General features: G+C 59.9%; 22 protein-coding genes. 13 read left to right on the plus strand and 9 right to left on the minus strand.

The window, feature by feature from the left end:
• Nucleotides 1–21: 21 nt before the first annotated feature.
• The 6 genes from ACR0JA_RS12450 (at nucleotide 22) to ACR0JA_RS12475 (ending at nucleotide 6,581) form a co-directional block, all read left to right on the plus strand.
• Complete coding sequence (locus ACR0JA_RS12450; protein WP_480574920.1) at nucleotides 22–900, plus strand: RNA polymerase factor sigma-32; 879 nt, start codon at nucleotides 22–24, stop codon at nucleotides 898–900.
• Nucleotides 897–1,712 carry a ChaN family lipoprotein gene (locus ACR0JA_RS12455; protein WP_480574923.1) on the plus strand — a complete coding sequence of 272 codons (816 nt, stop codon included), beginning with the start codon at nucleotides 897–899 and terminating at the stop codon, nucleotides 1,710–1,712. The genes ACR0JA_RS12450 and ACR0JA_RS12455 overlap by 4 nt, the downstream gene beginning before the upstream one ends.
• Before the next feature lie 63 nt (nucleotides 1,713–1,775).
• Nucleotides 1,776–2,972 carry a bifunctional phosphopantothenoylcysteine decarboxylase/phosphopantothenate--cysteine ligase CoaBC gene (gene coaBC, locus ACR0JA_RS12460; protein ID WP_480574926.1) on the plus strand — a complete coding sequence of 399 codons (1,197 nt, stop codon included), beginning with the start codon at nucleotides 1,776–1,778 and terminating at the stop codon, nucleotides 2,970–2,972.
• A gap of 34 nt (nucleotides 2,973–3,006) precedes the next feature.
• On the plus strand, nucleotides 3,007–3,462 hold the full coding sequence (gene dut, locus ACR0JA_RS12465) for a dUTP diphosphatase (RefSeq protein WP_480575149.1): 456 nt from the start codon (nucleotides 3,007–3,009) through the stop codon (nucleotides 3,460–3,462).
• Nucleotides 3,462–4,508, plus strand: a complete 1,047-nt coding sequence (locus tag ACR0JA_RS12470; protein WP_480574929.1) for a HesA/MoeB/ThiF family protein — start codon at nucleotides 3,462–3,464, stop codon at nucleotides 4,506–4,508. Before dut ends, ACR0JA_RS12470 begins: the two co-directional genes overlap by 1 nt.
• Nucleotides 4,509–4,565: 57 nt before the next feature.
• Nucleotides 4,566–6,581, plus strand: a complete 2,016-nt coding sequence (locus tag ACR0JA_RS12475; RefSeq protein ID WP_480574932.1) for a M3 family metallopeptidase — start codon at nucleotides 4,566–4,568, stop codon at nucleotides 6,579–6,581.
• Here the strand turns inward: ACR0JA_RS12475 and ACR0JA_RS12480 are convergent.
• Genes ACR0JA_RS12480 through ACR0JA_RS12505 form a run of 6 tightly spaced genes read right to left on the minus strand, consistent with a single transcriptional unit; the run spans nucleotide 6,578 to nucleotide 13,142 of the window.
• Nucleotides 6,578–7,510, minus strand: a complete 933-nt coding sequence (locus ACR0JA_RS12480; RefSeq protein ID WP_480574935.1) for a 2-hydroxyacid dehydrogenase — start codon at nucleotides 7,508–7,510, stop codon at nucleotides 6,578–6,580. The genes ACR0JA_RS12475 and ACR0JA_RS12480 overlap by 4 nt on opposite strands.
• Before the next feature lie 15 nt (nucleotides 7,511–7,525).
• Nucleotides 7,526–8,665 carry a rod shape-determining protein RodA gene (rodA, locus tag ACR0JA_RS12485; protein ID WP_480574938.1) on the minus strand — a complete coding sequence of 380 codons (1,140 nt, stop codon included), beginning with the start codon at nucleotides 8,663–8,665 and terminating at the stop codon, nucleotides 7,526–7,528.
• A complete protein-coding gene (gene mrdA, locus ACR0JA_RS12490; protein WP_480574941.1) occupies nucleotides 8,662–10,611 on the minus strand; it encodes a penicillin-binding protein 2 in 1,950 nt (649 codons plus the stop codon). Before mrdA ends, rodA begins: the two co-directional genes overlap by 4 nt.
• Complete coding sequence (locus ACR0JA_RS12495; RefSeq protein WP_480574944.1) at nucleotides 10,608–11,144, minus strand: rod shape-determining protein MreD; 537 nt, start codon at nucleotides 11,142–11,144, stop codon at nucleotides 10,608–10,610. The genes mrdA and ACR0JA_RS12495 overlap by 4 nt, the downstream gene beginning before the upstream one ends.
• Entirely contained in the window at nucleotides 11,137–12,039 is a 903-nt protein-coding gene (gene mreC, locus ACR0JA_RS12500; RefSeq protein ID WP_480574947.1) for a rod shape-determining protein MreC, read from the minus strand. The genes ACR0JA_RS12495 and mreC overlap by 8 nt, the downstream gene beginning before the upstream one ends.
• A gap of 56 nt (nucleotides 12,040–12,095) precedes the next feature.
• Nucleotides 12,096–13,142, minus strand: a complete 1,047-nt coding sequence (locus ACR0JA_RS12505; protein ID WP_039523195.1) for a rod shape-determining protein — start codon at nucleotides 13,140–13,142, stop codon at nucleotides 12,096–12,098.
• Between the two features lie 155 nt (nucleotides 13,143–13,297).
• Between ACR0JA_RS12505 and ACR0JA_RS12510 the strand changes: the two genes are divergently transcribed.
• From ACR0JA_RS12510 to ACR0JA_RS12520, 3 genes are all read left to right on the plus strand, one after another.
• The gene (locus ACR0JA_RS12510; protein WP_480574950.1) at nucleotides 13,298–14,089 is read left to right on the plus strand and encodes a 23S rRNA (adenine(2030)-N(6))-methyltransferase RlmJ; all 792 of its coding nucleotides are present in this window, start codon (nucleotides 13,298–13,300) and stop codon (nucleotides 14,087–14,089) included.
• Nucleotides 14,090–14,264: 175 nt separating this feature from the next.
• Nucleotides 14,265–15,164 (plus strand): sterol desaturase family protein, encoded by a 900-nt coding sequence (locus tag ACR0JA_RS12515; protein ID WP_480574953.1) that lies wholly within the window; start codon nucleotides 14,265–14,267, stop codon nucleotides 15,162–15,164.
• A gap of 14 nt (nucleotides 15,165–15,178) precedes the next feature.
• Nucleotides 15,179–15,667, plus strand: coding sequence for a DUF2141 domain-containing protein (locus ACR0JA_RS12520; protein WP_480574956.1), 489 nt, complete (start codon nucleotides 15,179–15,181; stop codon nucleotides 15,665–15,667).
• A gap of 43 nt (nucleotides 15,668–15,710) precedes the next feature.
• On the opposite strand, the gene ACR0JA_RS12525 is transcribed toward ACR0JA_RS12520, so the two are convergent.
• The gene (locus ACR0JA_RS12525) at nucleotides 15,711–17,285 is read right to left on the minus strand and encodes a 2-isopropylmalate synthase (RefSeq protein ID WP_480574959.1); all 1,575 of its coding nucleotides are present in this window, start codon (nucleotides 17,283–17,285) and stop codon (nucleotides 15,711–15,713) included.
• Between the two features lie 277 nt (nucleotides 17,286–17,562).
• Between ACR0JA_RS12525 and ACR0JA_RS12530 the strand changes: the two genes are divergently transcribed.
• A complete protein-coding gene (locus tag ACR0JA_RS12530) occupies nucleotides 17,563–18,228 on the plus strand; it encodes an SDR family NAD(P)-dependent oxidoreductase (protein ID WP_480574962.1) in 666 nt (221 codons plus the stop codon).
• Nucleotides 18,229–18,234: 6 nt separating this feature from the next.
• Here ACR0JA_RS12530 and ACR0JA_RS12535 read toward each other — a convergent pair whose 3' ends face one another.
• Nucleotides 18,235–19,722 (minus strand): MORN repeat-containing protein, encoded by a 1,488-nt coding sequence (locus ACR0JA_RS12535; RefSeq protein ID WP_480574965.1) that lies wholly within the window; start codon nucleotides 19,720–19,722, stop codon nucleotides 18,235–18,237.
• Nucleotides 19,723–19,880: 158 nt separating this feature from the next.
• Here ACR0JA_RS12535 and ACR0JA_RS12540 point away from each other — a divergent pair, with 158 nt between their 5' ends.
• From ACR0JA_RS12540 to ACR0JA_RS12550, 3 genes are all read left to right on the plus strand, one after another.
• On the plus strand, nucleotides 19,881–21,539 hold the full coding sequence (locus ACR0JA_RS12540; RefSeq protein WP_480574968.1) for an NAD+ synthase: 1,659 nt from the start codon (nucleotides 19,881–19,883) through the stop codon (nucleotides 21,537–21,539).
• A gap of 279 nt (nucleotides 21,540–21,818) precedes the next feature.
• A complete protein-coding gene (locus ACR0JA_RS12545) occupies nucleotides 21,819–22,100 on the plus strand; it encodes a hypothetical protein (protein ID WP_480574971.1) in 282 nt (93 codons plus the stop codon).
• 161 nt (nucleotides 22,101–22,261) lie between these two features.
• Nucleotides 22,262–23,593: an NAD(P)/FAD-dependent oxidoreductase gene (locus tag ACR0JA_RS12550; RefSeq protein WP_480574974.1), complete on the plus strand. Its 1,332-nt coding sequence runs from the start codon at nucleotides 22,262–22,264 to the stop codon at nucleotides 23,591–23,593.
• Here the strand turns inward: ACR0JA_RS12550 and ACR0JA_RS12555 are convergent.
• The gene (locus tag ACR0JA_RS12555) at nucleotides 23,590–24,522 is read right to left on the minus strand and encodes an MBL fold metallo-hydrolase (RefSeq protein WP_480574977.1); all 933 of its coding nucleotides are present in this window, start codon (nucleotides 24,520–24,522) and stop codon (nucleotides 23,590–23,592) included. The genes ACR0JA_RS12550 and ACR0JA_RS12555 overlap by 4 nt on opposite strands.
• Nucleotides 24,523–24,607: the final 85 nt, after the last annotated feature.

The raw sequence follows: 24,607 nt of genomic DNA on the forward strand, positions 1-24,607 counted from the left end.
GAGCAAAAATGGGAGAGTTGCATGGCACTGGACAATGCGCGTGATTTTTCGATGTCCCAACAGGCGATGAAGGCCGAATTGCTGGATGCCGAGACCGAGCTGCGCCTCGCCTATGCCTGGCGCGATGACAGGGACGAGCAAGCCCTGCACCGACTGATCACGGCCTATATGCGATTGGCCATTTCGATGGCCGCCAAATTCAAACGCTACGGCGCGCCGATGAACGACCTGATTCAAGAGGCTGGTCTGGGTCTGATGAAAGCCGCTGACAAGTTTGACCCCGATCGCGGGGTGCGCTTTTCGACCTACGCGGTGTGGTGGATCAAAGCCAGCATCCAGGACTATGTCATGCGCAACTGGTCGATGGTGCGTACCGGCTCGACCTCCTCTCAGAAATCGCTGTTTTTCAACATGCGCCGGGTTCAGGCCCGATTGGAGCGCGAAGCCGCAACAGATGGACAACGGTTGGACCGGCACCAGTTGCATCAGTTGATCGCCGCTGAAATCGGCGTTCCGTTGCGCGATGTCGAGATGATGGAAGGCAGGTTGTCGGGTTCCGATTTTTCCCTGAATGCGGTGCAGTCAGCGGACGAAGACGGGCGCGAATGGATTGACGCGCTTGAGGATGAGCGCGAGCAGGCCGCCGAGACCGTTGAAAACGCCCACGATACGCAGCAATTGCGCGACTGGCTGGTGTCGGCGATGCAGGCGTTGAACGAGCGTGAACGTTTCATCGTCCGCGAACGCAAACTGCGTGAACCGGCCCGGACGCTTGAAAGCCTTGGTCAGGAACTGGGGCTGTCGAAGGAACGCGTGCGCCAGCTTGAGGCGGCAGCCTTCATCAAGATGCGCAAGAGCCTTGAAGCGCAGTCGCGTGAGGTGCAACACTTCTTCGCATGAGACATCTTGCGATTCTGCTTTGTGCACTTGTGGTTACGGTCAGCCCGGGCCATGCGGGCGATCTGATACCTGACGACATTCTGGCCGAAATGACCGCGGCGGACGTCGTCATTCTGGGCGAAATTCATGACAACCCGGATCATCATCTGGTCCAGACCGAAGCGATCGAGGTGATCTCGCCCTCGGCCGTTGTCTGGGAAATGGTGACGGAAGAAGGTGCGCAACGCCTTGCGCAGAAGGCGGCGACAAGCCCCGAGGAATTGTCGAAGATTCTGCGCTGGGCGGAAACCGGCTGGCCTCCGCTAAGTATGTACTATCCGGTATTTCAGGCATCGAATGCGCCGATCTACGGCGCCATGGTGCCGCGTGCAGCGGCTCGGGCCGCGATGGAGCGCGGGGCAGCCACCGCCTTGGGCGCAGATGCGGCGCGCTACGGGTTGACGGTGCCTCTGGCCCCCGAAGATCAGGCCGCGCGTGAGGCTGATCAGTTTGCCGCCCATTGCGACGCGATCCCCAAGGAGTCGTTGCCGCAGATGGTTGCCATTCAGCGTCTTCGCGACGCGGTTCTGACACGGGCCATACTGACGGCAGCTGATGAAACCAGCGGGCCGGTGACCGTCATTACCGGCAACGGGCACGCCCGCAAGGACCGTGGCATCCCCACCTTTCTGTCGCGCCTTCGTCCGGGTTTGAAGGTGTTTGTTCTGGGCCAATCCGAAGAGGGCCAGCTTGAAGGCACCTTTGATGCGGTCATCGACAGCCCGGCGGTTGAGCGTGAAGACCCCTGCAAGGCGTTTGAGACCCAGAATTAACCGCTGGAACTCGGGCCGGGCGTTGCCTAATGTCAGGGCCGACCGGGACCGGAGGCGGTGAACATGCTGGCATCAAAACGTATTCTGCTGATCATCGGCGGTGGTATTGCGGCCTATAAATCTCTGGACCTCATTCGCCGGTTGAAAGAACGCGGCGCCTCTGTGACACCCGTACTGACACGCGCTGCGGAAGAGTTCGTCACACCTTTGTCAGTGTCCGCGCTGGCGGGCGAAAAGGCCTATCGCGATCTGTTCGATCTGACAGATGAGGCCGAGATGGGGCATATCCAATTGTCGCGCTCGGCGGATCTGATCGTGGTGGCTCCGGCCACGGCGGATCTGTTGGGCAAGATGACCGCAGGGTTGGCAGGTGATCTGGCCTCGACCCTGTTGATGGCCACGGATACGCCCGTTCTGTGCGCGCCCGCAATGAACGTACGGATGTGGGATCACCCGGCGATGCAGCGCAATCTGGCGCAGCTCAAGGCCGATGGCATCACCTTTGTCGGCCCGAACGAGGGCGACATGGCTTGCGGAGAATATGGGCCGGGCCGGATGTCAGAACCGCTGGAGATCGTGGCCGCAATCGAGGCGCAGCTTGCCGATGGACCGTTGTCGGGCAAACGTATCCTCGTCACATCCGGCCCGACCCATGAACCGATTGATCCGGTGCGCTACATCGCCAACCGATCCTCGGGCGCGCAGGGCGCGGCCATTGCCCGCGCCTTGTCCGCGTTGGGGGCCGATGTTGTGTTTGTAACCGGACCTGCCGATATTCCTCCGCCTGACGGGGTTCAGGTGGTGCGCGTGGAAACCGCGCAGCAGATGTCGGACGCGGTCGATGCGGCCCTGCCTGTCGATGCTGGTGTTTTTGCGGCGGCTGTGGCGGACTGGCGGGTTGCCAGTGCATCAGACCGTAAATTGAAGAAAAGCCGTGATGGTATGCCAGCGCTGGAATTTGCGGAAAACCCCGACATTCTGAAACGCGTGTCCAATTTGTCCAGCGGACGACCGGGTCTGGTGATTGGATTTGCCGCCGAAACCGACAACGTTATCGATCATGCGACGGCCAAGCGGGCGCGCAAGGGCTGCGACTGGATCGTCGCCAACGATGTCAGCCCGTCAACGGGGATTATGGGCGGGTCCGAGAACGCAGTTGTTCTGATCTCGACCGAGGGCGCCGAGGAATGGCCCCGCATGGGCAAGGACATGGTCGCAAGCCGATTGGCGCAGAAAATAGCCGAGGCGTTGGCGGACTGATCCGATTGGTCGACGAAAAATGAAAGGTTCAAATATGGTCGCAATTCGTGTCATTCGCGAGGATTGGGCGGATCACTCGGTCGCGTTGCCTGCCTATGAAACAGCGGGCGCTGCGGGTGCGGATGTGCGGGCCAATCTGCCTGATGGTAAATCGATCGTTTTGCAACCGGGCGCGCGTGCTCTGGTGCCCACCGGGTTGCGGATCGAGATCCCGCCGGGATACGAGGTGCAGGTCCGCCCGCGCTCGGGTCTTGCACTGAAACACGGGATCACCCTGCCAAACACGCCCGGTACGATCGACAGCGATTATCGCGGGCCATTGGGGGTGATCGTGTTGAATGCAGGGCATGAGGCGTTCGAGGTCACGCATGGCGAGCGCATCGCGCAACTTGTCGTTGCCCCGGTGGTTCAGGCTGCGTTCGAGGCCGTTGAAGCACTTGGTAACACGGAACGCGGTGCGGGCGGCTTTGGCTCGACCGGGCGCGGCTGATGCTGCTGGTTCTTTTTCTTGCAGCGGGTCTCTGGGGCGTTGGATACCTTACGGGCGTGTCCAGAACCGCACGTGTCACGTCGGTTTCGGTTCTGCTGGTGGGCGTGATCCTGGCGCATCTGGTTTTGCCCGATGGGCACCCGTTGCGTCAGGCGACCGGCGGGTCGGCGGCGATGTGGCTGACCCTGGCTGGCTTTGCGGCATTGGTTCTGGTCTATGGGCGGGCGTTGAAAGCGTTGCGCGCCCGTGCGGTGCCCGCGTCGCCCGAAACGCCAGCAACGCCTTCTGACAAGTTCAGCGAGACCGAGCTCGAACGCTACGCGCGCCACATCGTGTTGCGAGAACTGGGCGGGCCGGGTCAAAAACGGTTGAAGAAGGCGCGGGTGCTGGTGATCGGCGCCGGTGGGTTGGGGGCTCCTGCATTGCAATATCTTGCGGCTGCGGGCGTCGGCACAATCGGCGTAATCGATGATGATGTCGTCGAGAACGCCAACCTGCAACGGCAAGTGATCCATCGTGACTCCGATATCGGCATGCCCAAGGTGTTTTCAGCGCAGCAGGCGATGCTGGCGCAAAACCCGAATGTAGCTGTCCTGCCATATCACCGCCGCCTGAACGAAGAGATCGCATCCGACCTGTTCAATGATTTCGATCTGATCCTTGATGGAACCGACAATTTCGACACCCGCTATCTGGCCAACCGAACCGCCGTTGCGCTGGGCAAACCGCTCATCTCAGGCGCGCTATCGCAATGGGAAGGGCAGCTGAGCGTCTTTGACCCGGCCACGTCAGGCCCCTGTTACCAGTGCATCTTTCCCGAAGCTCCGGCGGAAGGGCTGGCCCCCTCTTGTGCCGAGGCCGGCGTGATTGGCCCATTACCCGGTGTGGTGGGATCGATGATGGCGGTCGAGGCGATCAAGGTGATCACAGGCGCAGGGCAGGCGCTGCGTGGCGAGATGCTGATCTACGATGCACTCTATGGGGAAAGCCGCAAGATCTCGCTGACAAAGCGGCCCGATTGCCCGATTTGCGGCACTTCTGAATAAGCGGCCTCTGGACCCTCGGTCCCGGCGATCTTAGCTATACGGTCAAAGGAGACCTGAATGACCAATCCCATCCTGTCCGATTGGACCACCCGGTTCGAAATCGCACCCTTTGCCGATATCAGCGACGAAGATTTTGCCCCCGCTCTGGAACAGGCGATGCAGGCCCATACTGCGCAGATAGATGCGATCGCCACGGCCTCGGACTCCCCCACGTTCGCCAACACGATCGAGGCGCTGGAAGCGGCAGGCGAACAGATGGACAAGGTCCTGTCGGTCTTCTTCACCGTCGCCGGTGCGGACAGCAACCCCAAACGGGAAGAGTTGCAGCGCGACTTTTCTCCCAGGTTGGCGGCGCATTACTCAGCTATTTCGTCCAACAAGGATCTGTTTCAGCGCGTCGCTGATCTATGGGATCGGCGTGACGAACTGGACCTGACCGACGAACAGGCGCGCGTATTGATGCTAACGCATCGCGGATTCGTGCGGGCCGGTGCGGCCTTGCAGGGTGATGCGGACGTGCGGATGCAGGAGATCAAGGCGAGACTGGCCTCGCTGGGGACATCCTTTACCCAGAACCTGTTGGCAGATGAGCGGGACTGGTTCATGGAACTGACCGAAAGCGATCTGCAAGGGCTGCCCGAATTTGTGGTGGATGCCGCCCGTGCGGCGGGTCAGGAAAAGGGCGCAGCTGGGCCCGTTGTGACCCTGTCGCGGTCGTTGATCGTACCGTTCCTGCAATTCTCTCCCCGCCGTGACCTGCGGGAAAAAGCCTATCGTGCGTGGACGGCGCGCGGTGCGAATGGCGGTGAGACGGATAACCGTGACATTGCCTCGGAGATTCTGACCCTGCGGCAGGAGCGCGCCAGGCTGCTGGGCTACGACAGTTTTGCCGATTTCAAACTGGAAACCGAAATGGCCCGCACACCGGATCGGGTGCGAGATCTTCTGATGCAGGTCTGGTCTCCGGCAAAAGCACGGGCCGATGCTGATGCCGAAATCATGACAGCCATGATGCAGGAGGATGGTGTGAACGGGCCGCTGGAAGCCTGGGACTGGCGGTATTATGCAGAGAAGCGGCGCAAGGCCGAGCATGATCTGGATGAAGCTGCGCTGAAACCTTATTTGCAGCTGGATCGGATGATTGAGGCCGCGTTTGCCTGCGCAAATCGCCTGTTCGGGTTGGAATTCGCACCGCTGGACGTGCCGCTGTACCACCCCGACTGCCGCGCGTGGGAGGTCACACGCGATGGGCGACATGTAGCCGTCTTTATCGGAGATTACTTTGCGCGCGGATCAAAACGATCCGGCGCTTGGTGCAGTGCCATGCGCGGGCAGGCGAAGTTCCCGAAGGAACAAGCCCCCGTCGTGATCAATGTTTGCAACTTTGCCAAGGGCGATCCGGCGCTGCTGTCGTATGACGACGCACGCACATTGTTCCACGAGTTCGGTCATGCGCTGCATCAGATGCTGTCCAACGTGACGTATGAAAGCATCTCGGGCACATCTGTCGCGCGGGATTTCGTCGAGTTGCCCAGCCAGCTTTATGAGCATTGGCTTGAAGTGCCCGAGGTTCTTGCCGAATTCGCAACCCACGCCGAAACCGGTGAACCGATGCCGCCTGAGATGCTGAAAAAGGTGCTGAAGGCCGCCAATTTCGATCAGGGGTTCCAAACGGTGGAATATGTCGCCTCGGCCCTGGTTGACCTGGCGTTTCACGACGGCGACGCGCCCACTGATCCGATGGTGAAACAGGCCGAAGTGCTGCGGGAAATGGGCATGCCATCAGCCATTGGTATGCGCCACGCCACGCCGCATTTCGCGCATGTCTTTGCAGGCGACGGTTATAGCGCAGGCTACTACAGCTATATGTGGTCCGAGGTCATGGATGCAGACGCGTTTGCAGCCTTCGAAGAAGCGGGGGGCGCATTTGATCCCGAACGTGCCAAAGCGCTTGAGGACAACATCCTGTCCACCGGCGGATCACGCGAGGCGGAGGATCTGTATCTGGCTTTCCGGGGCCGCTTGCCGGGGGTCGAAGCTCTGTTGAAAGGTCGCGGCCTGATCGCGGCCTAATAGCCCAGTTCGCGGTCCACAAGGTGCAGGAAGGGCTCGCCTGCCTCGCCGCGTCGGATGTTCTCGCAAATGACCTGCGCTGCTGTGGCGGGGCGTGTTTCCGAGGCAATATGCGGCGTGACGGTGACATTGGAATGCGCCCAATACGGGTGATCCTGCGGCAGCGGTTCGATGCGGAATACGTCCAGCGTGGCATGACCGACCTGACCTGAATTCAATGCGTCCAACAAGGCGTCGTCGTCAATCAGCGGTCCGCGCCCGGGGTTGATGATCCGCGCACCTTTGGGCAGCAGGGCAAGGGTTTCCGCGTTCAGCGTGTTCTCGGTTGCAGGCGTATCGGGCAGCAGCAGCACAACGATCTCGGCTTGGGACAGCGCCTGTTTCAGTCCCTCAGGCCCGCTCAGGCAGGTGACGCCGGGTATGTCCTTTGCGGTGCGGCTCCAGCCCGTGACTGAGAAGCCCAGCGCGACAAGCGCATTGGCGGCTGCTTCGCCCAAGGCGCCCAGTCCCAGAATGCACACGTTCCGTTCTGAAGCGAGCGGAGGGGCCTCGGGCTGCCAGGTACCATTCTGCGTGGTGATGTGCATGTCCATCCCCAGATGATAGCGCAACACATGTCCCACGACCCATTCGGTCATCCCCTTGGACAGTCCGCCATCGACCATCCGCGCCAACGGCACAGTCAGCGTTGCGTTGTCGGCAATCTTTTCGACCCCTGCCCACAGGCTGAGCACAGCCTTTAGCCGCGTGAATGGGGTGAAATCCATCAAACCGCCGGACGGAGCGTAGACGATGTAGTCAACCTGATCCGGCGCGATATCCGTCGTCAGATGAAAGTCCAGACCTGCATTTTTCAGACACCGTGTCAGGAGCGGTTCGTAGATCGGCCACTGTTCAGGGCGAGCGGAAAACAGGACGTTCACGGGCATGGGTTCCCTTTCGGATCAACGGGGACGGTGAATATGAGCGCTTTGGACAATGCCAAAGGCGGCCATCAGAACCAGCATCGCCGAGCCGCCATAGCTGACCATTGGCAGTGGCACACCGACGACAGGGGCCAGACCCATCACCATCGACATGTTGACCGCGAAGAACAGAAAGAAGTTCAGTGCGATGCCCAGCGTCACCAGAGACGAGAACCGGTCCTTGGTCGACAGCGCCGTGACCATGCAAAAGACAAGGATCAGCCCATAAAGGACTAACAAGGTGATGCCGCCGACAAAGCCGAACTCTTCGGCAAGCGTGGTGAAGATGAAATCGGTGTGCTTTTCCGGCAGGAAGTTCAGCCTTGACTGCGTGCCCTGCATGAACCCGCGTCCGTTCCAGCCGCCCGACCCCAAGGCGATCTTGGATTGGGTGATATGATAGCCCGCGCCCAGCGGGTCGGTCGAAGGGTCCAGAAACGTATCGATGCGCCGGAACTGATAGTCTTTCAGCAACTGCCAATCGGTGCCGCGGCTTTGGAACACTGCGGTGACAAGGCCGATCCCCGCCGCGATTACGGCAGCGAAATAGGCCCAGTGGACGCCTGCAAGGAACATCAGGCCACCACCTGCGGCCAGCAACAAGATCGAGGTGCCCAGATCAGGCTGGCGCAAAACCATGAAGGTGGGGATCAGGATCAACACAACAGGCAGGATCACCCAAATTGGGCGAGAGGTCTTATGCGCGGGCAACCAGTCGTAGTAGGCCGCCAGAAGCATCACCAGCGTGACCTTCATCAACTCGGACGGTTGCAGGCGCATGAAGCCGAGGTCAATCCAACGCTGCGCCCCCATGCCAACCGTGCCGACCAGTTCCACAAGGATCAGCAGGCCGATGGATCCCAGGTATGCCACAACAGACATGTTGCGCCAGAACCAGATGGGAACGACCGCTATGATGAACATCGCGGCCATGCCCAGCCCGAACCGTTCCATCTGTGGCTCGGCCCAGGGGGTCCATGACCCGCCCGCAACCGAGTAAAGCATCAGGAATCCAGCACTGGCCACGCTGATCAGTAGCAGGGTCAGCGGCCAGTTCATGTACAGAACCTTGCGGAAGCCGGACGGCGTGGATTTTACCGCATATTCAAGATAGCTCATGCGCGGTCCTTTTCGTCAGGACGCGCTTTGGGGCGGCGGTCGCCTTCCAGCCGCTTTTGCTGCTCTTTGATACGCTCGCGATCACCCGTGGGATAGGCCTCGAGCGGTGGCGTACCGTCATAGAGTGCCTGAAGCATGATGTCGCGCGCAACCGGGGCGGCCGCCTTGGACCCGCCGCCGCCGTGTTCCACCACCACGGCCACGGCGTATTTTGGGTTGTCATAGGGCGCAAAGCTGACAAAGAGCGCGTGGTCGCGGCGCTCCCATGGCAGATCCTCGTTGCGGATCACGCCAGCGGCGCGTTCTGCTTTGGTGATGTTGCGCACCTGGCTGGTACCGGTCTTGCCGGCCATGCGAAACTCATCAGCGATGATGCGGCTGCGATAGGCCGTGCCGCGCCGGTCATTCGAGACCGAAAACATCGCCTTGCGCACCTGTTCCAGGTTGTACGGATTGATGTCGAGCGCCTCACCGGCGCCCGAGGGCTGTTCCACCCCATTGACCGACCTTACGAGCCGCGGCGAAACCGCGCGACCTGTGGCAAGCCGCGCTGTCATGACCGCCAGTTGCAGTGGTGATGCCAGCATGAAGCCCTGACCGATCGAGGCGTTCGCGGTGTCGCCAACCAACCAGTCCTCGCCATGAACGCGTTGCTTCCACGCCTGGTTCGGAGCCAACCCGGCCGCGACTGCGGACATGGGAATATCGTGTTTGACCCCCAGGCCGAATTTGCGCGCCATTTCGGAAATCTTGTCGATGCCGACGCGCAGCGCCACGTCGTAGTAGTAGACATCGCAACTGCGTTTCAGCGACAACCCCAGATCGACCGTGCCATGCCCGCCGCGTTTCCAGCAGTGAAAGCGGCGGCTGCCCACTTTCAGATGACCGGGGCAATAGACCGTGTTGCCTGGTCCGATCACTCCGGCCTCAAGCGCGGCCATGGCTGTGATCATCTTGAAGGTCGACCCAGGAGGATAAGTGCCCTGAACCGTCTTGTTCGCCAGCGGGCGGTAGTTGTCGTTGGTCAGCGTGCGGTAGTCCGCGACCGAGATGCCACGGACGAACAGGTTCGGGTCAAAGCTGGGTGCAGAGCTAATGGCGCGGATATCGCCCGTTTCGCAGTCGACAACAACGGCGGCGGCGCTTTCGCCAGCCAGTCGCGCCTGGGTGTATTGCTGCAGGTCGGCATCGACCGACAATTGCAGGTCGGCGCCTGCGGTGCCTTCCTGCCGGTCGAGTTCGCGCATGACCCGGCCGGTCGCGTTGACCTCGACGCGCTTGGCGCCTGCCTTGCCGCGCAATTCGATCTCTTGCTTGGCTTCAAGCCCGACCTTGCCGATCTGGAACCGGGGGATCCGCAGCACCGGCTCGGGGTCGGTGATCTGGCTGAGGTCATAGTCGCTGACCGGGCCGACATAGCCGACCACGTGGGCAAAATCCTCGTACCGGGGGTATTGCCGGGTCATCCCGACCTCGGGCGTGACACCGGGCAAGGCTGGCGCGTTGACGGCGACCTTCGAGATATCTTCCCAAGTGACCTGATCGGCCAGCGTGACCGGCAAAAACGGGGCCGAGCGCCGCATCTCAGTTCTTGCACGCTCGATTTCGTCCTGCGTTAGCGGGATAATCTCGGACAGTTTGGCAATGACCTTGTCGATATCGCCCGCGTCTTCGCGCACGATAACGATGCGGTATGACGGCGAGTTTTGCCCGATGATCTGGCCGTTGCGGTCATAGATGCGACCTCGGGTCGGTGGGATCAGCCGGATGTTGATGCGGTTTTCTTCGGCCAGCAGGCGGTATTCGTCGGCCTGATCGACCTGCATGAACCGCATCCGTGCGGCCAACCCGCCGACGAAGGCGGCCTGCAAGCCACCCAATAGCAACGCGCGGCGCGGCAGTCGCTTGTAGGCAAGACCTTGGGCTTTGGGCTGGCGAGGTTTCATGTCCGCGCTCCCGCTGTTGTGGTGTCTGTGGCCGAGGCGCGCCGGACACCAAGGACCGTTTGGCTAAGAAAGACGATCACGGGATAGATCGCTATTGTTACAATGATCTGGATCGCCGTTCGGGTCATTACGGCCTGTTGTACCGACAGGATACCCAAAATCAGACCGTTCAGAACAAAAATCGCTGTGATGACCGCCGCGACCGAGGTCCATTCGGCCACAAACCCCGCGTCACGCATACCCGGTGCGGCCGAGCGCAGATAGGCGGCCCCCAGAACCACCAGCGCGGCCATCAGACCTGGGGGGCGTTGAAGCAGCAGGTCCGCCATCAGCATAACCACCGCGATGCTGAGAACCGGAACGTATTCAGGCCGGCGCAGAACCCAGGCAAAGGTCAGCGCAATCAGAAGGTCGGGGAACGGCCAGCGGTCAGGCCGCGTATCCAGCGGCAGCAGATGAAGGAACAGCACAAAGACAGCCAGCAGGACATACAAACCGCGCTTTATCCACAGCGTTGAGGCCGAGCTATCCATCGCCAGCCTCCGGAGTGGTCAAGGCTGCCTCGGGCTGTCTTGGTCCTACGATGCCTCCCGGGTCACGTATCGTGGGCGCGGATTGAAAACGCAGGACGCGCAGGAATTCCAGCCGTTCGAAATCCGCCGATAGCCGCACCCGCAGCCTGCCACCCGGGTCCATGGCGATCTGGCCGATCAGCAAACCACCCGGAAAGACGCCGCCATCCCCCGAGGTGACAACCCGGTCGCCCGGGCGCACAAGTTCACGGTTTTCCAGAAACTCCACCGCCGGGGCAGGCGTGTTGTCACCGGTGATCAGCGCGGTCTGGCCCGATGGTTGGATCGTCGCCGGAATGGCGCTTGAGGCATCAGTCAGCAGGATCACGCGCGCTGTGTCCGGGCCGACGCCCGAAATGCGCCCGACCACACCAATCCCGTCCATGGTGGCCCAGCCATCGACGATGCCGTCGCGCTCACCCACATTCAGCAGGACCGACTGCCGGAAGGGCGAGCCGCTATCGGCCATCACGACACCGGTGATATAGGTCAGACGGGCGTCTAGCCGAACATTGTTCAGATCCAGCAACCGGGCGTTTTCCTGTTCCAGTTGCAGCGCGGCCTCTTTCCAGGCGCGCATCAGACGCAGCTCGCTGCGCAGTTCTTGGTTCTGCTCGCTCAGGCGTTGATAGCTTTGGAAGTCGCGGAACAGATTGACCGCCGCAGTAACTGGAACCATTGCCCAGTCCATCGACGGAACCACCTGATCAACCACCTGCGCGCGGAACCGTTCCACGCGCGGGCTGTCGATGCGCCAGACGATGAAGATACCCAGCAGGCACAGAACGACGATCCCCAGCAGCAGGCGGCGCAGAGGGGTCGTGTATTCGTCGCGCTGTGATCGGTCCTTTGCCACAGGTTACCTTCCCGTGCTGCTCGTGCCCGAGTGTTCGCCCCTAAAGGGTGCGCGCCTTAGCTTTCGTAGTCAATCGCGTGGCGCAGCTGTTTTTCGTATTCCAGCGCCTTGCCGGTGCCCAAAGCCACACAATTCAGACTTTCGTCGGCAATCGACACGGCCAAGCCGGTCTGTTCGCGCAGCGCCAGATCCAGATCACCCAGCAACGCGCCACCGCCGGTCAGCATGACGCCCCGGTCCACGATGTCTGCCGCCAGATCGGGCGGTGTCGTTTCCAGCGCGGTCATTACCGCCTCGCAAATCTGCTGGACCGGTTCCGACAAGGCCTCGGCCACCTGGGCCTGGCTGATCTCGATTTCCTTCGGCACGCCGTTCAGCAGGTCGCGCCCGCGAATATGCATTGACTGTCCGCGGCCATCGTCGGGCATCCGCGCGGTGCCGATGGTGGTCTTGATGCGCTCGGCGGTAGATTCACCCACCAGCAGGTTCTGTTGACGACGCAGATACGAGATGATTGCCTCATCCATCCGGTCTCCACCCACGCGCACCGAGCGCGCGTAAACGATGTCGCCAAGTGACAGAACCGCAACTTCGGTCGTACCGCCGCCGATATCGACAACCATGTTGCCGGTCGGGTCGGTGATCGGCATCCCGGCACCAATCGCAGCCGCAATCGGTTCGGCAATCAGACCAGCACGGCGGGCACCGGCAGACAGAACCGACTGACGGATCGCGCGTTTTTCCACCGGCGTGGCACCGTGAGGGACGCAGACGATGATCTTCGGTTTCGAAAAGGTCGAGCGTTTGTGCACCTTGCGGATGAAGTGCTTGATCATCTCTTCGGCGGTGTCGAAATCGGCGATCACGCCTTCGCGCATCGGGCGGATGGCTTCGATGGAACCAGGGGTCCGGCCCAGCATAAGTTTGGCATCTTCGCCGACGGCCAGAACCTTTTTCACGCCGTCCTTGACGTGATAGGCGACAACCGAAGGTTCCGACAGGATCACGCCGCGCCCCTTGACATATACCAGCGTGTTTGCAGTCCCAAGGTCGATAGCCATGTCCGCCGTGAACAGGCCGCCCAGATTGCCAAAGATGCCCATATTTTTCCCTGATCCTGTATGTCAGTTTTCTACTGCCCGCGACTCGACGGTTCCGGGACGGATGACTTATAGGGTGCCAACTCGCCCGGTAAAAGGGCTGATTCCGTTACAATCAGCACCTTTTCGCCTCATTGGTAGGGACTTTAGAAGGCAAAATGCTCTCATATCAACATATTTACCACGCCGGTAACCTAGCGGACGTCCATAAGCACGCAATTTTGGCAGAAACGCTTGCCTACCTGACCCAAAAAGACAAACCGCTGACCTATGTCGAAACGCATTCCGGGCGCGGGCTGTACCAGTTGGATTCCAAAGAAGCCGTTCAAACCGGAGAGGCAGCCGCCGGGATCGAGCGTGTTCTGGTAGACGGCTGGTTCGACGATGACCATCCGTTGAACCGGGCGATTTCCGCAGTCAAATCGCGTTATGGCAAATCGGCCTATCCCGGATCACCGCTGATTGCGGCCAATCTTCTGCGTCCGCAGGACAGGTTGCATCTGGCCGAGTTGCACCCGCAGGAATACCGCGCGCTGACCGACGCATTGAAGGCGACCCCGGCCAAAACCTATCAACAGGATGGGTTCGAACTGGCGCAGTCCTTGTTGCCGCCCACGCCCCGTCGCGGAGTTCTCCTGATCGATCCCAGCTATGAGGTGAAGACGGATTACGACCGTCTTCCCGGTATCATCAGCTCCCTGCATCGCAAATGGAATGTCGGGGTGATTGCGCTGTGGTATCCGATCCTGACCAGTGGCCGCCAAAAGGCGATGTGCGATGCTCTGCAGAAGCGGCAGTTTCCCAAGGTTTTGCACCATCAGGTGCATTTTCCTGCCGCGCGCGAGGGTCATGGCATGATCGGCTCGGGCATGTTTGTGGTGAACGCGCCATTTGGTTTGGGCGATTCCGTTTGCAAGTTGGACGAACTTTTCGGCGGGCTTCGCCGTTAGGTCCTGTGCCAACAGCGGTGTGAGCAGAAAACGCCGCTTAAAATAGCAATGAAATCAAGCTGTTTGCGCAGATCCGTTAGCAGGGTTGCGCGTACCTGTCTATCTGTGCCTTGAATTTCAGACCTGCATGCGTAAATACATTGTCATAAATGACAATAAAACATGAGACCCTTTGATGGACTTTCTCAACCAACACATCAGTGACTTTCACCTCAGTTACTGGGAAACGCTGATCGACGATTGGTTCTTCGTCTTCGCCCTGGCCTTTCTGGCATTCGAACTGCTGCGCTATGCCGTCGTCAAGAAACTGAACTGGAAAATGCTTGGCGATACGGCCACCAATTTCGTGACCTTGGTGTTTTTCATCGGCATCAGCTTTGTGCTGCTGGCCGGGTTCTATATCGGCGCCTATGTCTGGGCCTATCAGTTCGCGGTATTCGATATTCCCACCACATGGGCGTCGTTCATCATCGTTCTGATCCTTGCCGATCTGGCCTATTACTGGGAACACCGGATCTTGCACCGGATCAATTTCCTTTGGGCCACGCATTCGGTTCACCACAGTTCGCCTTTTTTCAATATCTCGGTCGCCTATCGCCACGGGCCGCTGGATGGGTTCTGGCCGCTATTCTTCCACCTGCCGCTGGTTCTGTTGGGCTTTAACCCGTTCATGGTACTTGTCGCGGAACTGTTGGTTCAACTTTATCAGACCGCGCTGCATACCGAGGTCATCAAAAAGCTGTGGCGACCGATCGAATACATCTTCAACACGCCGTCGCATCACCGGGTTCATCACGGGTCGAACCCCAAATACCTGGACAAGAACTATGCCGGGATTCTGATCATCTGGGATCGCATGTTCGGGACGTTCGAAGAAGAAGCCGAAGACGTGGTCTATGGGTTGGTCAAGCCGATTGACTCGGTCAATCCCTTCGTCGCGTTCCTGCATGGGTTTGCCCGACTGTTTCGAGATGTGTGGGCGATGCCCGGAATGCGGAACAAGCTGGGCGTGTTCTTTGGCCCGCCAGGCTGGCAACCCAAAAGCGGGCGCAATCACCAAAAGCCAGCGGAATAGAAGGAGCGCAACAAATGCCAAGCAATTCTCAACGCATATTTGCCGCCCTTGTGACCGCAGGGCTGTTCGTCGGCGGGGCCTGGGTCGCGTCAGGGTTTGGTAATGGTACCGACCAGGCGTCGGCCGCAACCCCCGAGCATCAGGGGCTGGTCGTCAACCTGCACGGTGCGCGCAGTGCCAAAGGCAATCTGATCGTCATGGTGTTCGATCAGCAAGCTGCCTTTGATGCGATGGATTACACAAACGCAGCCGGATATCAGGAAACGCCTGCAACAGGGCGGTCGCAAAGGTTCGACTTTGCCAGTCTGGATGGCAGCTACTATGCCGTTATCGCCTTTCACGACGAGAACGGGGATTACGATTTGAATCTGGATGAGGCATACATTCCGACCGAAGGCTATGCGGTGTCGGGGATGAATGATCTGAACGAGAATCCGGTGTTCGAGTACTCTCTGGTCGCGCCCGGCAATCCGTCAGACCTGACACTGTTTTATTGGCCCTAGAGATAAGTTGGCGGCGGTCGACAGGCGACCGCCGCGCTTGAAATCAGGACAGGTCCTTATACGAAATCTCACGCGTGTCCGCTCCGGGACCAGCCTTTGCCCGCCGCACGATCAGGCGGTTCAGCGCGTGGATATAGGCTTTTGCCGAGGCCACGACCGTATCCGTATTTGCTGATTGCCCGGTGGCGATCATGCCATCCTCTTCCAGACGCACCGAAACCGTAGCCTGCGCGTCGGTTCCTTCGGTAACCGCATGCACCTGATAGAGTTGCAGATGCGCGGTGTTGGGATGCACGATCCGAATGGCACGGAACGCGGCATCGACCGGGCCATCACCGGTTTCCGTGGCGATAACCTCTTTGCCGTCAACTTCCATCTCGATTGTGGCTTCGGCCTTTCCGACAGTTCCGCAGGTCACTTTCATCGAAACCAGCTGCAGGTGGTCGTCACCGTCATCGTCATCCAGTGTCATCAGGGCGATGATATCGTCGTCAAACACCTCTTTCTTGCGGTCGGCCAGTTCCTTGAACCGGACAAAAATGTCCTTGAGCTGGTTGTCGCCAACCTCATAACCCAGCGTGTTCAACTTGTCGCGCAGCGCAGCGCGGCCCGAGTGCTTGCCCAAGGGCAGCGAGGTGCCGGACAGGCCGATATCCTCGGGGCGCATAATCTCGAAATTCTCGCGGTTTTTCAGCATCCCGTCCTGATGGATGCCGCTTTCGTGGGCAAAAGCGTTCTTGCCGACGATGGCCTTGTTGAACTGAACATTGAAGCCCGAGACCGTCGCTACCCGGCGCGAGATATGCATGATCTTCGTTGTGTCGATGGCGGTGTGCCAAGGCATGATGTCGTTGCGGGTGCGCAGCGCCATCACGACTTCTTCCAGCGCTGTGTTGCCCGCGCGTTCGCCCAAACCGTTGATGGTGCATTCGATCTGACGCGCGCCACCTGCGACGGCGGCCAGAGAGTTCGCAGTCGCCATACCAAGGTCATTGTGGCAATGGGTGGCAAAGACCACCTCGTCCGCGCCCGGTACGGTCTCGATCAGACGCTTAATCAGATCGGCGCTTTCGACCGGGGCGGTGTAGCCGACTGTATCGGGAATATTGATCGTGGTCGCACCAGCCTTGATCGCAATCTCGATCACACGGCAGAGGTAATCCCACTCGGTCCGCGTTGCGTCCATCGGCGACCATTGCACGTTTTCACACAGGTTTCGCGCATGGCTGACCGTTTCGTGGATCTTCTCGGCCATCTCGTCCTGGGTCAGGTTCGGAATGGCGCGGTGCAGGGGTGAGGTGCCAATAAAGGTGTGGATGCGGTTTTGACCAGCGTGTTTCACCGCCTCCCAACAGCGGTCGATATCAGCGAAATTGGCGCGGGCCAGTCCGCAGATGCGGCTGTTTTTCGAACGCTGCGCAATCTCGGACACAGCCTTGAAATCGCCCTCGGAAGCAATGGGAAAACCGGCTTCGATGATATCGACGCCCATTTCGTCCAGCAACTCGGCAATCTCGAGCTTTTCGTCATGGGTCATGGTCGCGCCGGGGCTTTGTTCGCCATCGCGCAAGGTTGTGTCGAAGATCACGACGCGGTCTTGGTCGGTCACGTTGTTCATGGGATACTCTTTCTTCTTCTGTCCTAAAGCCAATGGCGCGCGGGCGTCCTCCTCTGAGCGGGCGCGCCGAATGGCACGCTCAGAGGCGGATTAGGATCAGTAGGCCACGCAGCGACGCACCGCCAAGGGCGGCATCGGCAAAAGGGATATCTGCGCGGTTGATCATGGCGCTAGGTTATACAGGTCCGTTTGGGAATGAAAAGCAGGAATTTCAACTTGCTGAGTCCGGCGCTGTCGCGCGGTTGATCGGGCGATGATTCCAGCTAGGTGGCAGCCCATGAAAACAGCTTTGATCATAGGTGCAACCGGTGGCATCGGCGCCGCGATTCAGGCCCGGCTTGAAACGCGCGGGGTCATTGTGACCGGCCTGTCGCGCTCGGCCAACGGGTTGGACCTGACGCAACCTGACGGCGCCGAGAACATTCTTTCCACGGTCGAAGGCCGGTTCGATCTGGTGCTTGTGACCACTGGCGCGCTCGAGATTCAGGGGGCAGCCCCGGAAAAGAGCCTGCGCGCCTTGTCGCCGCAGGCGATGATGGATCAATTTGCGCTCAACGCCGTTGGCCCCGCATTAGCATTGAAACACGCTGGCCGTTGGCTTCCGCGCGACCGGCGGGCGGTTTTTGGTGTGTTGTCAGCGCGGGTTGGATCAATTGGCGACAATCATCTGGGTGGATGGGTCAGCTATCGCGCCGCCAAAGCAGCGGTGAATCAGATCGTCCATACAGCCGCGATCGAGCTTGCCCGGACCCATAGACACGCAATTTGCGTCTCGCTTCATCCCGGAACGGTCAGAACCGCGTTTACCGAAAAATACCTGTCGCGCCACCCGGCCGTCGCGCCCGAGGAGGCTGCGCGGAACTTGCTTGCTGTGATCGAAGGGCTGACCTCAGACGACACCGGCGGGTTTTTCGATTGGGCCGGAAAGCGGGTTCCCTGGTAGCAGGATTCAGCCGTCCGAGGCAGGCTCGGCCGCTTCCTCAGCCGAGGCGGGCTCGGCGGTATCATCTGTGGGTGCTGTATCTGCGGGCGCGGATCTGTTTGCCTCTGGCAGTTCGCCGTTTTCCCAGACGCCGGTTTCTTGTTCACCATTTGCATAGCGCATTGTGCCGTCACCGTGGCGTTTGTTGTCCAGAAAGTTGCCTTCGTAGACATCGCCTGTGGCATAGGTTGCAACGCCAGTGCCACTGATCTTGCCGTCAACCCAACTGCCTGTATAGGTGAACCCGCTGGGAGTTTTGAGCGTGCCCTGTCCGTGGCGTCGGCCGTCTTCGAATCCGCCTTCATAGACAGTGCCGTCGGGAAAACTGGCTTTGCCGATGCCGCGTCGGATACCCTCGACCCAGTCGCCGTCATACCGGTATCCGTTTGCAAGGGTCAGCACGCCGGTTCCGTGGCTGACGCCGTTCTTGAACTGCCCCGAATAGACCACACCGCTGGGATAGGTTGCGGTGCCGGTTCCCTCGAACACGCCCGCGAGCCAGTCGCCGTCATAGACCGTGCCGTCCGGGGCGGTCTGGATCCCCTTGCCGTGGGGCAGGTCGGCGCTGAAATCTCCGACATAGGTCGTGCCGTCCGGGTAGGTCAGCTCTCCTAGCCCTTCGATCTGGCCTTCAACCCATTCGCCGGAATAGTCGAACCCATCCGGCCCCAGATAGCGCCCCTGGCCGTGGCGGCGGTCATCCTGAAAGCTGCCCTCATAGGTGGTGCCATTGGCATAGGTGGCCTTGCCCTTCCCCTGGCGGCGCGCGTTCACAAGCTCACCTTCATAGACGTCGCCATTGGCTTGCGTCAGACGGCCGGTGCCGGTGATCTGGCCCTCGGTCCAGGTGCCGTCATAGATCATGCCGTTGGCCATGGTCAGAACGCCCTGACCGTGGCGTTTGCCGTCCAGAACATCACCATTATAGATGTCACCGGTTTGGTAGGTGATCACCGCCTTGCCCTGTTTAACTCCATCGACCCAGTCACCGTCGTAGGAATACCCGTCAGGAGTGGTCAGGATGCCTTTGCCGTGTCGCAGGTTGTTGCGAAAGTTGCCCTCGTATCGCATGCCGCCCAGATACTCTGCGACGCCTGTTCCGTTGATAGCACCGCCGGACCATTCGCCTTCAAAGCTGCTGCCATCACTGTAGGTGATCTTGCCGGATCCGTCCGGTTGCCCCTTTGCAAAGCGACCCTCATAGATCGTGCCGTTGGCATAGCGCGCGGTTCCTTGACCCTGGATTTCGCCCTCGACCCATTCGCCTGTGTATTCGAACCCGTCTGGCAGGCGGTACGTCCCGGTGCCGTGGCGTAGGCCGCCTTTAAATGTTCCTTCGTAAACACCGCCGACCTCATCATCCTTGGTGACGATCTGGCCATCTTCTTGCGCGACAGCGAGCAGGGGTGTCAGGGCAAAGGCTGTGACAGCTATGAAAGTGCGGATTGCGGTCATGGATCTACCTGCCTGTTTTTTGCGCGGCACTGGTTCGGTTGGGCGCAAAACTAAGATACCGCAGGGGGTAGGGCAACGGCTTTTGCCGCATTGGGCTTTTCCTTGCGGCGTGATCTGATAAACGCGTTCAAGAGACTGACGAAGGCAAGAGGGCAAGCATGGCCGACCGGTTCCGCATCACGCTGGCACAATTGAACCCCACGGTTGGGGATATTGCCGGAAACGCGGCTAAAGCGGTCGAGGCGTGGAAACAGGGGCGCGATGCCAATGCCGATCTGGTGGCGTTGCCCGAAATGTTCATCACCGGCTACAATACGCAGGATCTGGTGATGAAGCCGGTCTTTCACCGGGCCGCGATGGCTGCGGTTCAGGACCTGGCAGAGACTTGCGCGGAAGGCCCGGCGCTTGCCATCGGCGGGCCGTGGGTTGAGGATGACAAACTTTTCAACGCCTATCTGATCCTCAAGGGCGGGCGCATTTCCAGCAAGGTTCTGAAACATCACTTGCCGAACGAAACGGTATTTGACGAGGTTCGCCTGTATGACGTTGGCCCGATGGGCGGGCCATACGCCGTGGGCAATACCCGTATCGGCAGTCCGATCTGCGAGGATGGCTGGCACGAGGATGTTGCCGAAACGCTTGAAGAGACCGGAGCGGAGTTTCTGCTGATACCCAACGGGTCGCCCTATTTCCGCGACAAATACGATGTTCGACTGAACCACATGGTTGCGCGCGTGATCGAAACCGGGCTTCCGGTGATCTACCTCAATATGGTCGGCGGGCAGGACGATCAGGTCTTCGATGGCGCCACGTTCGGTCTGAACCCGGGCGGAGAGCTGGCCTTTCGCATGCCGGTGTTCGACGAGGCAGTCAGCCATATCGATCTTGCGCAGGCCGATACAGGCTGGCGGATCGACCCAACCGAGGTGGTCCCGCAGCCCGACGCGTGGGAACAGGACTATCGTGCGATGGTGCAATCCCTGCGGGATTACATGGCCAAAACCGGGTTCAAAAAGGCTGTATTGGGCCTGTCCGGTGGCGTGGATTCGGCACTGGTCGCAACGATTGCGGTGGACGCAATCGGGGCCGAGAATGTGCGCTGCGTAATGCTGCCGTCCGAATTCACCAGCCAGGGATCGCTGGATGACGCCGAGGCCGTGGCCAAGGCGCTGGGCGTTCATTACGACTATGTTCCGATATCCGAGAGCCGGGCGGCGGTGACCGATACACTGTCGTCGCTGTTTGCTGGCCGCGAGGAAGATCTGACCGAAGAGAACATCCAGTCCCGCCTGCGCGGTCTGCTGTTGATGGCGATTTCCAACAAATTCGGGGAGATGCTGCTGACCACGGGCAACAAATCCGAGGTTGCGGTGGGCTATGCCACAATCTACGGCGACATGAACGGCGGCTACAATCCGATCAAGGATCTGTACAAGACGCGCGTGTTCGAGACTTGCCGCTGGCGCAATGCGAACCACCGCGACTGGATGCGCGGCCCGGCGGGTGAGGTCATCCGGCCTTCGGTCATTGACAAACCGCCAAGTGCCGAGTTGCGGGCCGATCAGAAGGACAGCGACAGCCTGCCCGACTACCCGGTTCTTGACGCTATTCTCGAAATTCTAGTGGATCGGGACGGATCGATTGCCGATTGTGTGGCGGCGGGATTTGCCGAAGCGGACGCAAAGCGGGTCGAACACCTGATTTACATCAGTGAATACAAGCGGTTTCAATCCGCACCCGGAACGCGCCTGACCCCGCGCGCTTTCTGGCTGGATCGTCGATACCCAATCGTGAATCGCTGGCGCGACAAGGGGTGATCCCACACAGGCTTGGGCCTGATCCACAGGCGCGGGAAGCCTTTGTTGCAAATTTGGCTACAGTCCTGCTGAATAGTGGATATTGTTCGTTTATGTAAGCTTTTACAAAGCATTAACCCAAAAACCAACCTTGCGTTTTGGCCCATATTTTGCCACATTTATGACAGGGGTTTGCCCCTGTTGGGGCGAACGTGACGCAATCCGGCAAGGTGCCGGGTCAGTGGAACTGGGTGAATGCACCTGTGTGCTTGGGTGCAGTGAATGGTATTGGTGGTCAAAATGATTGATAACTATGACAAATCGCTTCATGCGCCGTTGCAGTACAAGACAATGGAATCACCGGCGCAGGAACTGGATGAGGTTGCTCTGGACGCGGCGATTGCCGATTTGATCGGCGAAGAAACTCCTGAAAATCCTCAGGGTGCCGCAAAAACGGTGCATCGTCCGGAGTTTCCCGAATTGCGGCCGCAGGAGCCGCGCGTGTCGCAGACCCGTCAACAGGATTCGGGCGTGGCCGCGGTTCTTCGCCAGAAATGGGCGCAGCTTTCCGGCGCAGCTTAATCCAGGCTGATTTCTTCTCGATCTAAGCGCCGCTAAACCGCGACGCTTCGACCGATTGGCCACAGGTCTGGCCAATTCCCCTGCTTGCCAGATTTTGAGCATTGCCAGCACCGCTGTCCTTGGGCTCCATACCCATCCGAGGAATTGAAGCTGAGCGGTAGATGCCGGGCCCCAAACCAACCCCCGTCGAGTCTGATTTGCACCTGCCCAAACAGGTTGATGTTGTCGTTATCGGCGGCGGCATCATCGGCGCAAGTGCTGCGCTCGAACTGGCCGAGCGCGGTGTTTCGGTCCTGTTGTGCGAGAAAGGACATATCGCAGGCGAACAAAGTTCCCGCAATTGGGGCTGGGTCCGGCTGGGCATGCGCGACCCGCGCGAAATACCGTTGATGCAGGAAGCTTCGCGGGCCTGGCAAGGCATGGACGAACGGATTGGTCGCAAGACCGGATACGCCCGCTCGGGCATTCTGTTCGGGGCATCCGGCACCCGGTCGCGTGGCAATCTGGAACGCTGGATGCAGAACGTAGACGGGATGCAGACCGGGGCGAAACTCGTGTCGGGTTCCGAGTTGGATCTCCTGCTGCCGGGCAATGCCAACGGGTTTGATTGCGCGCTGCACATGCCGCAGGACGGTCGCGCCGAACCGCAATGGGCGGCCCCTGCGATGGTCGAGGCCGCGCGCGACCGGGGCGCGGTGGTGGTAACGAATTGTGCCGTGCGAAGCCTCGATTTACAGGCCGGTCGCGTTGCCGGTGTTTATACCGAGCGCGGGCGGGTCGCCTGCAACCAGGTCGTATTGGCAGGCGGTGCCTGGTCACGCCTGTTTGCTGGCAACGCCGGGATCGATCTGCCGCAGCTTAAAGTCCTGAACACGGTGCTGAGGACCCCTCCGGTCGAAAACGGTCCCGAGGCCGCTTTGTGGTCCGACGATTTCGCCATTCGAAAGCGCGCGGATGGCGGATACTCCATCGCTTCGGGCCATGAAAACACTGTCGATATCGTGCCGGACTCATTTCGGCTGGCCAGACAATTTCTACCGGCGTTCCGGCAAGAGTGGCGTTCCTTGCGGTTCCGGCTGTCGCGCCGATGGGCCATCGAAGCTGGTCAGGACCGCAGATGGCTGCCGACAGATGTAACCCCGTTCGAGCATTGCCGCGTCCTTGACCCCGAGCTCTCGCAAAAGGTGTTGAGGCGGGCCTGGATCAGTGCACGCAACGGTTTCCCTGCGCTTGAAAGTTCGGAGATCGTGCAAAGTTGGGCCGGGTTAATCGACGTGACACCGGATGCGATTCCGGTGATTTCGCTCGTGGATCAGGTGCCGGGCCTGTGCATCGCGACCGGGTTTTCCGGTCACGGTTTCGGTATCGGACCCGGCGCAGGCAAGTTGGTCGCTGATCTGATCACGCAAAGTGAACCCTGTGTTGATCCGACCGCCTTTCGCCTGTCTCGCTTTACCGACGGAACGAAAGTGCGGCCGGACCCGGGGTATTAACCCATCATCTGGTAGCTGACGGGTACAAAGCGGAACCCGTCACCACGGGTTTCCACATAACCCGCTGCAGGGAAGGGCATGTGGTATCCGATCATCGGCACCTTATCTGCGGCCAACAGTCCCAACACGTTGCGGCGCGAGGCTGTGGCGGCGGCCTTGTCCATATCAAAGCGCACTTCCCATTCGGGGTGGGCGAAGGACCAGACATAGTGGTTTGCCAGATCCGCAGTCAGGATCAGTCTTTGGCCATTGCTTTCGAGATGATAAACCATGTGCCCGGGCGTATGACCAAAGGCCCCCATTGCCGTGATACCAGACGCAACTTCTCCGCCATCTTCGATGAAGCTCATCTTGCCGGCAAGCGGGGTTACTTTGGCAGCGACCAGATCGCCGACGCGGTTGCCCGCTTCCTGAGCGGCCCAGAAGTCATATTCCGGTGCAGCCGTTACATATCGCGCGTTCGCGAATGTGGCCGCGTCATTGGAGGTCATTCCGCCGATATGGTCGGGGTGCATATGTGTCAGGACGACGACATCGATTTGATCCGGAGTGACGCCTGCATCGGCCAGCGCTGCCTGAATACCGCCCTGCCCAAGCCCGGTATCAAACAGAACCAGCTCCGAGCCCGTATTGACCAAAGTCGGAGTAAAGAAGAACTGCGCCACATCGGGTGAGATGAAGTTGTCGGCGGACACTTGCGCAAAGTCTTCGTCCGAAGCACCGCCGCCGAAGATCTCCTGCGCCCCGTCGCGTGGCAGGCTGCCATCTAGCAAGGTGGTGACGGTGAAATCGCCCAACTGGAACGACTTTGCGACGGTCGAGTTTGCTTTGGTTTCGGTCCCTGCGGCAAAAACCGGAGCTGCGGCGGACGCAAATGGTAGTGCGGCAGCGGCTCCCAGTGCCGCTCTGCGTGTCAAATTGATGGCCATGTCAGTATCTCCCTGTCAGAACGCCATTGGTTGAATTAGCTCGGTATCAGTCGCTTGCCAGTTCATACCCCAACAGATGGGCTGT

Source organism: Ruegeria sp. AM4, assembly GCF_056540665.1.

Excerpts from the sequence above, each read along its gene's own strand:
- ACR0JA_RS12450 (WP_480574920.1), top strand. The coding sequence starts at position 22 with ATGGCACTGGACAATGCGCGTGATTTTTCGATGTCCCAACAGGCGATG.
- ACR0JA_RS12455 (WP_480574923.1), top strand. The coding sequence starts at position 897 with ATGAGACATCTTGCGATTCTGCTTTGTGCACTTGTGGTTACGGTCAGC.
- coaBC (WP_480574926.1), top strand. The coding sequence starts at position 1,776 with ATGCTGGCATCAAAACGTATTCTGCTGATCATCGGCGGTGGTATTGCG.
- dut (WP_480575149.1), top strand. The coding sequence starts at position 3,007 with ATGGTCGCAATTCGTGTCATTCGCGAGGATTGGGCGGATCACTCGGTC.
- ACR0JA_RS12470 (WP_480574929.1), top strand. The coding sequence starts at position 3,462 with ATGCTGCTGGTTCTTTTTCTTGCAGCGGGTCTCTGGGGCGTTGGATAC.
- ACR0JA_RS12475 (WP_480574932.1), top strand. The coding sequence starts at position 4,566 with ATGACCAATCCCATCCTGTCCGATTGGACCACCCGGTTCGAAATCGCA.
- ACR0JA_RS12480 (WP_480574935.1), bottom strand. The coding sequence starts at position 7,510 with ATGCCCGTGAACGTCCTGTTTTCCGCTCGCCCTGAACAGTGGCCGATC.
- rodA (WP_480574938.1), bottom strand. The coding sequence starts at position 8,665 with ATGAGCTATCTTGAATATGCGGTAAAATCCACGCCGTCCGGCTTCCGC.
- mrdA (WP_480574941.1), bottom strand. The coding sequence starts at position 10,611 with ATGAAACCTCGCCAGCCCAAAGCCCAAGGTCTTGCCTACAAGCGACTG.
- ACR0JA_RS12495 (WP_480574944.1), bottom strand. The coding sequence starts at position 11,144 with ATGGATAGCTCGGCCTCAACGCTGTGGATAAAGCGCGGTTTGTATGTC.
- ACR0JA_RS12505 (WP_039523195.1), bottom strand. The coding sequence starts at position 13,142 with ATGGGCATCTTTGGCAATCTGGGCGGCCTGTTCACGGCGGACATGGCT.
- ACR0JA_RS12510 (WP_480574950.1), top strand. The coding sequence starts at position 13,298 with ATGCTCTCATATCAACATATTTACCACGCCGGTAACCTAGCGGACGTC.
- ACR0JA_RS12515 (WP_480574953.1), top strand. The coding sequence starts at position 14,265 with ATGGACTTTCTCAACCAACACATCAGTGACTTTCACCTCAGTTACTGG.
- ACR0JA_RS12520 (WP_480574956.1), top strand. The coding sequence starts at position 15,179 with ATGCCAAGCAATTCTCAACGCATATTTGCCGCCCTTGTGACCGCAGGG.
- ACR0JA_RS12525 (WP_480574959.1), bottom strand. The coding sequence starts at position 17,285 with ATGAACAACGTGACCGACCAAGACCGCGTCGTGATCTTCGACACAACC.
- ACR0JA_RS12530 (WP_480574962.1), top strand. The coding sequence starts at position 17,563 with ATGAAAACAGCTTTGATCATAGGTGCAACCGGTGGCATCGGCGCCGCG.
- ACR0JA_RS12535 (WP_480574965.1), bottom strand. The coding sequence starts at position 19,722 with ATGACCGCAATCCGCACTTTCATAGCTGTCACAGCCTTTGCCCTGACA.
- ACR0JA_RS12540 (WP_480574968.1), top strand. The coding sequence starts at position 19,881 with ATGGCCGACCGGTTCCGCATCACGCTGGCACAATTGAACCCCACGGTT.
- ACR0JA_RS12545 (WP_480574971.1), top strand. The coding sequence starts at position 21,819 with ATGATTGATAACTATGACAAATCGCTTCATGCGCCGTTGCAGTACAAG.
- ACR0JA_RS12550 (WP_480574974.1), top strand. The coding sequence starts at position 22,262 with ATGCCGGGCCCCAAACCAACCCCCGTCGAGTCTGATTTGCACCTGCCC.
- ACR0JA_RS12555 (WP_480574977.1), bottom strand. The coding sequence starts at position 24,522 with ATGGCCATCAATTTGACACGCAGAGCGGCACTGGGAGCCGCTGCCGCA.